Source organism: Agromyces sp. P1_H4 (assembly GCF_056405255.1).
This window is the reverse complement of sequence record NZ_JBFUCL010000271.1, coordinates 1-5,212: the sequence shown is the minus strand read 5'-3', so window position 1 is coordinate 5,212 and position 5,212 is coordinate 1. Positions and strand designations below refer to the sequence as shown.

The following is a 5,212-nucleotide window of genomic DNA, read 5'->3' as shown; positions in this document are numbered from 1 at the left end:
AGGCGCGTCGGGCGTCGGCGCGTCGGGTACAGGCGCGTCGGGAGCGGGCGCGTCGGGAGCGGGCGCGGGATCCGCCACGACTGCGGCCGGCGCAGCCACCACCGCAGGGGTGAGCGGCGTCGCGATCGGCGCCGGGGTGGGTGCGATCGCCCTCGCGRCCGTCGCCGTCGCCGCCATGATCGTGGTGCCGACGCTGGCGAGCGCCGACCAGGCGCCGGCGGCTGCGATCTTCGAGACGGGCACCGAGGCCGGCGACCCCCAAACGCCGCTGCCCTTCCTCGGCGGCCCGGCGCTTCCCCAGCCCGTGCCGCCGCACGAATCGGATGCCCCGCCTGCGCCCGCAGACCCGCCGGCCGGCGATCCCGTGCTGGTCGATGCGCCGGCCCCGGCTCCCGTGCCCGCCGCCGATCCGGCCCCCGGCGGTACGACCGCAACGCCGCCTGGGCCGACCACCACGCCGACCCCTGAGCCCGAGCCCGTGGACGACGTCGCCCTGCCGCCGGCCTTCACCGCCGACACGGCAGGCGGCCTGGTCGACCCGCTGCTCTCGGGCAGCGCGGAGGCCGGGGCATTCGTCACCGTGACCGCCGACGACGGCCGCACCTGGAGCACTGTCGCCGACGGCTCGGGAGCATGGAGCCTCGTCGCCGACGCGCTGCACGCCGGATCCACGACGCTCACGGCCTCGCAGACGGATGCCGCCGGCAACGCGTCACTCTCGAGCGCGCCCGTCACCGTCACGCTGTCGACCCCGACCATCGCGCTGCGCCGCACCGGATCGCATGTGGCGCACGGCACCGTCGCGGGCGCTGCCGGGGCAGATGTCGAACTCCTCCTCGACGGCGCCGTCGTGAGCACGGTGCCGCTCGACGGCTCGGGATCGGCGCGCATCCTCGCGTTCGGGCGCCTGGATGCGGCGAGTGTCGTCGAGGTGCGCTACGCGGCGAACGGCCGAACCGGCCCCGCCTCGACCGCGGTCATCGAACGCTGACGGCGGGTTCCACGACGCGAGCGCCCCGCCGCACCGCGTCGGCGATGAGCACGGCTCCGACGGCGACGAGCACCACGGCGTACACGAACGGCAGGCTCTGCACGCCGATCCGCTCGAACAGCACGGCGCCGATGAGCGCCCCGCCGCCGATGCCGACGTTGAACGCGGTCGTGTAGAGCGCGCTGGCCGCATCCCGCTGTCGAGCCGGCGCGGACTGCAGCAGGCGCGTCTGCAGCAGCGGCGGGATCGCGCCGAAGGCGAGCCCCCACACGGCGAAGGCCACGAGCGACGCCACGACGCCGGCGCCGAGCCCGAGCACGCCGAGCGCCGCCGCCGCCACGGCCATCGCCACGACGATCGCGACGGTGGGCCGGTTCGCGAGCGGCGATCCGGCCACGACGAGCCCGACGGCGCCCATGACGCCGTAGACGAACAGCAGCGGGCCGACCGCGCCGGGCTCGAGGCCCACGACGTCGGTGATGAGCGGTGCCACGTAGGTGAAGACCGCGTACTGGCCGAGCATGGTCGCCGCGGTGACGCCGCAGACGAGCAGCACGGACCCGAGCGCCGCATCGCCGCGCCGGATGCGGGACGCGGTGCCACCCGCCTCGGGGGCGACTCGCGGGAGGAACCGCCAGACGGCGAGCGCACCGACCAGGGTGAGCCCCGCGACGATCGCGAAGACCGGGCGCCAGCCGATCGACTGGCCGAGCACCGTCGTCGCCGGAACGCCCGCGACGAGCGCGAGCGTGCCGCCGCCGAGCGTCACCGAGACGGCGCGGCCGATCTGGTCGGCGGGCACGAGCCGTGAGGCGTACGACGCGACGATCGCCCAGAACACGCCGTGGGCGAGGCCGCCGACGACGCGCACGGCGATGAGCATCCAGTACTCGGGCACGAACGCGGACGCGAGCGTGGTGAGCCCGAGCACCGCGAGCACCGCGACGAGCAGGCCGTGCCGCGGCATCCGGCTGGTGAGCGCGGTGAGCGGCGTCGACGTGACGACGACGGTGAACGCGAAGACCGACACGAGCAGCCCGATGAACGGCTCGGCGACGCCGAGGCCCTCGCTCATCTCGGGGAGCAGGCCGGTGGGCAGCATCTCGATCGTGATGGACAGGAAGACGCCCGCGGCCAGCATGAGCAGGCCGGGCCAGGGCAGTCGGGGTGCGCGCACGCGCGCGGATTCGGTGACGGACATGAGGATGTCTCTCCGACGGCGTTCCCCGCAGCGGGTGCATTCACCACGCGGGTCGACTACGCGCTCGTGTGCGCGCCCAGGGCCGTGCGTTGACCGCCGACCACGAACCAGTCTACCCGACGCACTACTCTGGGCGGATGACCACGGATGCCGCACCCTCCCACCTGTTCCACTGGGTCGTGACGCTGGCGTGCACCGACGGTCCCGGCATCGTGCATGCGGTGAGCGGGGCGATCGTCGCGGCGCGCGGCAACATCACCGAGAGCCAGCAGTTCGCGAGCCTCGACACCGGGCGCTTCTTCATGCGCGTGCAGGTGGAGTCGCCCGCCGGGCGCGCCGAGCTCGAGGCCGCGCTGGCCCCCGTGGCCGAGCGCTGGGACATGACGTGGCACCTCGACGAGGTCGGCCGCAAGCTCCGCACGCTCGTGCTCGCGTCCACCGCCGGCCACTGCGTGAACGACCTGCTGTTCCGCCAGCACGCCGGCCAGCTGTCCGTCGACATCCCGCTCGTGCTCTCGAACCACGGCACGCTGCGCGACCTCGTCGACTTCTACGGGGTGCCGTTCGAGTCGCTCGCGGTGACGGATGCCGCGTCGAAGGCCGCGTTCGAGGCGCGGGTGCTCGCCGCGGTCGAGGAGCACGACATCGAGCTCGTGGTGCTCGCGCGCTACATGCAGATCCTCACGCCCGAGCTCTGCGACGCGCTCGCCGGACGCTGCATCAACATCCACCACTCGTTCCTGCCGGGCTTCAAGGGCGCGAACCCCTACCGCCAGGCGCATGCCCGCGGCGTGAAGCTCATCGGCGCGACCGCGCACTTCGTGACGAGCGACCTCGACGAGGGGCCGATCATCGAGCAGAACGTCGTGCGCGTCGACCACTCCCGCTCGGTCGCCGAGCTCGTCGCCATCGGACAGGACGAGGAGAGCCGCACGCTCAGCCAGGCCGTGAAGTGGTTCTCCGAGCGGCGGGTGCTGCTCGACGGCGCCCGGACGATCATCTTCCGGTGACCGCCACCGCCAGACGGCAGGTCGGACGAGCGCGGGGCGGTTCGGGTGACGGCGGACGCCGCCCACGCGAACTAGGCTGGAATGCCGTGAGCACCGCCCAGCCGAACCCGTCGAACGACCCCCAGCCGAAGATCGGCCCGAACGACGTCCTGCGCTTCTTCCTCGAGCTCTTCGCGTTCGTGACGCTCGGCATCTGGGGGTTCGTGTCGTTCCCGCTGCCGTGGCCGGGCGTGCTCATCGGCCTCGGCGCCCCGGCCCTCGCGATCCTGCTCTGGGCGCTGTTCAACTCGCCGAAGGCGGTCTTCAAGGTCGACCCGTTCGGCCAGGCGCTCGTCGAGATCGCAGTGTTCTCGGCCGCGGCGATCGCCTGGTGGATGATGGGCCAGCCTGTCGTGGCCGTCGTGTTCGCGGTCGTGGCGGCCGTGAGCGGCATCCTGCACGGGCGCAAGCAGCTGGCCGACTGAGCGGCCCCCGGTTCCCTGCCGGAATGCCAGCGGCCCGACGCGTGGCGCCGGGCCGCTGACCGCTTCGGTCGGTCGTCAGGCCGCGACCGGCGCCTCGATCCGGTCGTCGGCGTGCGCCGCCTCGGCGTCGGGCTCGGCCCCGCCGGCCGTGCGGAAGTGCCCGACGATCGAGAGCAGGATGCCGCCGGCCGTCCAGGCCAGGAGCACCAGCCAGGGGAACGTGGTGTCGGCCGCCGGGAAGTACGACAGGTCGCGCAGCAGCGTCGCGGCGGCGCCCGGCGGGAACCACTGGCCGACGTCGCCCCACGGCGCCGGGAAGAACTCCTTGGGGATGGCCGCGCCCGAGATCGGGTTGGCGAACAGCAGCATGACGACCGGGCCGACCGCGATGCCGGCGCGGCCGAGCAGCGCGACGAAGCCCGTGATGGGTGCGGCGATCGCGGCGAGCGACAGGGCGATGGCGGCGGCGTTCAGCCAGTAGTCGCCCTGCAGCGAGCCGAACCAGCCCTGCAGGATGGCCGTGAGGAGCAGCCCGCCGACGACGGAGTACACCGTCACCGCGAGCACGCGCCGCAGCGCGCCGATGATGGCGAGCGAGATGGCGATGCCGCCGATCATGCCGCCGAGCAGCAGCGGGAACATCGCGGCGGTGAGTCCCGTGCCGCGCGGGTCGCTCTCGGCGAGGGGCACGACGTCGGTGACGGGCACGTCGAGGTGCGGCGGAGCGCTCGGCGCGCCCGCGGCCTGCGCAGCGGCGGCGGCCTGTGCGTTGACGCCCTCCTCGAGCGACGTGGCGACGCCCCCGAGCAGCTGCGCGACGGCGAGGCTCGATGCCGAGGAGGTGAGCACCTCGGGCTCCTGGCCGAGCACGATCGCGCCATACGCGTCGCGCGTCTCGATCGCGTCGACGGCGGCCGCCCGGTCGTCGACCTCGAGGAAGTCGATCGCTCCGGGCGCCCGCTGGTCGACAGCCGCCTCGGCTGCCGCCACGGCCTCGGCGGGCCCGGCGATGGCGACCGGCAGGTGCTTGGGCTCGGCCGTGACCGACGGCCACGAGAAGGCGAGCACGATGACGGCGACGACGCCGACGAGGGCGAGGGCCAAGCCCACGACCCTGCCGATCGGAGTGCGTGCCGTGGTGGCGTCCGGATGGGTGGCCATGGTGTCCTCCAAGAAAGCGAATGTTCGTTCTTTATTAGTGTGCGCGCGTCGGCTAGCCTTGTCAAGGAACGATCGTTCGTTTTTCTGGAGGTCCGATGCCCAAGGTCACCGAGGCGCACCGCGCCGCCCGCCGCGACGAGATCGTCGCGGCCGCGCTGCGGTGCTTCGCCGCGAAGGGGTACCAGCGCACCTCGATGGCCGACGTGATCGAGGAGTCGGGGCTCTCGGCCGGGGCGATCTACGGGTACTTCACGGGCAAGCAGGAGCTCTTCGCCGCGGTCGCCGGGCGCATCCTCGAGGCCCGCCAGGGGGAGCTCGAGCAGCAGCGCGCGCTCGGCGAGCCGCTCGCGCCCGGCCAGGTCATGGCCACGCTCATCGACGGGAT

The 5,212-nt window shown here is 73.5% G+C and carries 6 protein-coding genes; 4 read left to right on the top strand and 2 right to left on the bottom strand.

Features of this window, described 5'->3' with window-relative positions:
• A partial coding sequence (locus AC1DY2_RS14905; RefSeq protein WP_476763136.1) for an Ig-like domain-containing protein occupies positions 1-991 on the top strand: 991 nt, incomplete at its 5' end.
• Here AC1DY2_RS14905 and AC1DY2_RS14900 read toward each other — a convergent pair.
• Positions 978-2,192: an MFS transporter gene (locus AC1DY2_RS14900; RefSeq protein ID WP_476763135.1), complete on the bottom strand. Its 1,215-nt coding sequence runs from the start codon at positions 2,190-2,192 to the stop codon at positions 978-980. The two genes, AC1DY2_RS14905 and AC1DY2_RS14900, sit on opposite strands and share 14 nt — an antisense overlap.
• A 137-nt stretch (positions 2,193-2,329) precedes the next feature.
• Here AC1DY2_RS14900 and purU point away from each other — a divergent pair, with 137 nt between their 5' ends.
• Complete coding sequence (gene purU / locus AC1DY2_RS14895) at positions 2,330-3,202, top strand: formyltetrahydrofolate deformylase (protein ID WP_476763134.1); 873 nt, start codon at positions 2,330-2,332, stop codon at positions 3,200-3,202.
• Positions 3,203-3,288: 86 nt separating this feature from the next.
• Positions 3,289-3,666: a YrdB family protein gene (locus tag AC1DY2_RS14890; protein WP_476763133.1), complete on the top strand. Its 378-nt coding sequence runs from the start codon at positions 3,289-3,291 to the stop codon at positions 3,664-3,666.
• 75 nt (positions 3,667-3,741) lie between these two features.
• Here AC1DY2_RS14890 and AC1DY2_RS14885 read toward each other — a convergent pair whose 3' ends face one another.
• On the bottom strand, positions 3,742-4,827 hold the full coding sequence (locus tag AC1DY2_RS14885; protein ID WP_476763132.1) for a hypothetical protein: 1,086 nt from the start codon (positions 4,825-4,827) through the stop codon (positions 3,742-3,744).
• Positions 4,828-4,922: 95 nt separating this feature from the next.
• Between AC1DY2_RS14885 and AC1DY2_RS14880 the strand changes: the two genes are divergently transcribed.
• Positions 4,923-5,212 (top strand): TetR/AcrR family transcriptional regulator (locus tag AC1DY2_RS14880; protein ID WP_476763131.1); only part of this gene is annotated, 290 nt, incomplete at its 3' end.

Bases quoted from the DNA above. Each gene is read 5' to 3' on its own strand.
- AC1DY2_RS14900 (WP_476763135.1), bottom strand. From the start codon at position 2,192: ATGTCCGTCACCGAATCCGCGCGCGTGCGCGCACCCCGACTGCCCTGG.
- purU (WP_476763134.1), top strand. From the start codon at position 2,330: ATGACCACGGATGCCGCACCCTCCCACCTGTTCCACTGGGTCGTGACG.
- AC1DY2_RS14885 (WP_476763132.1), bottom strand. From the start codon at position 4,827: ATGGCCACCCATCCGGACGCCACCACGGCACGCACTCCGATCGGCAGG.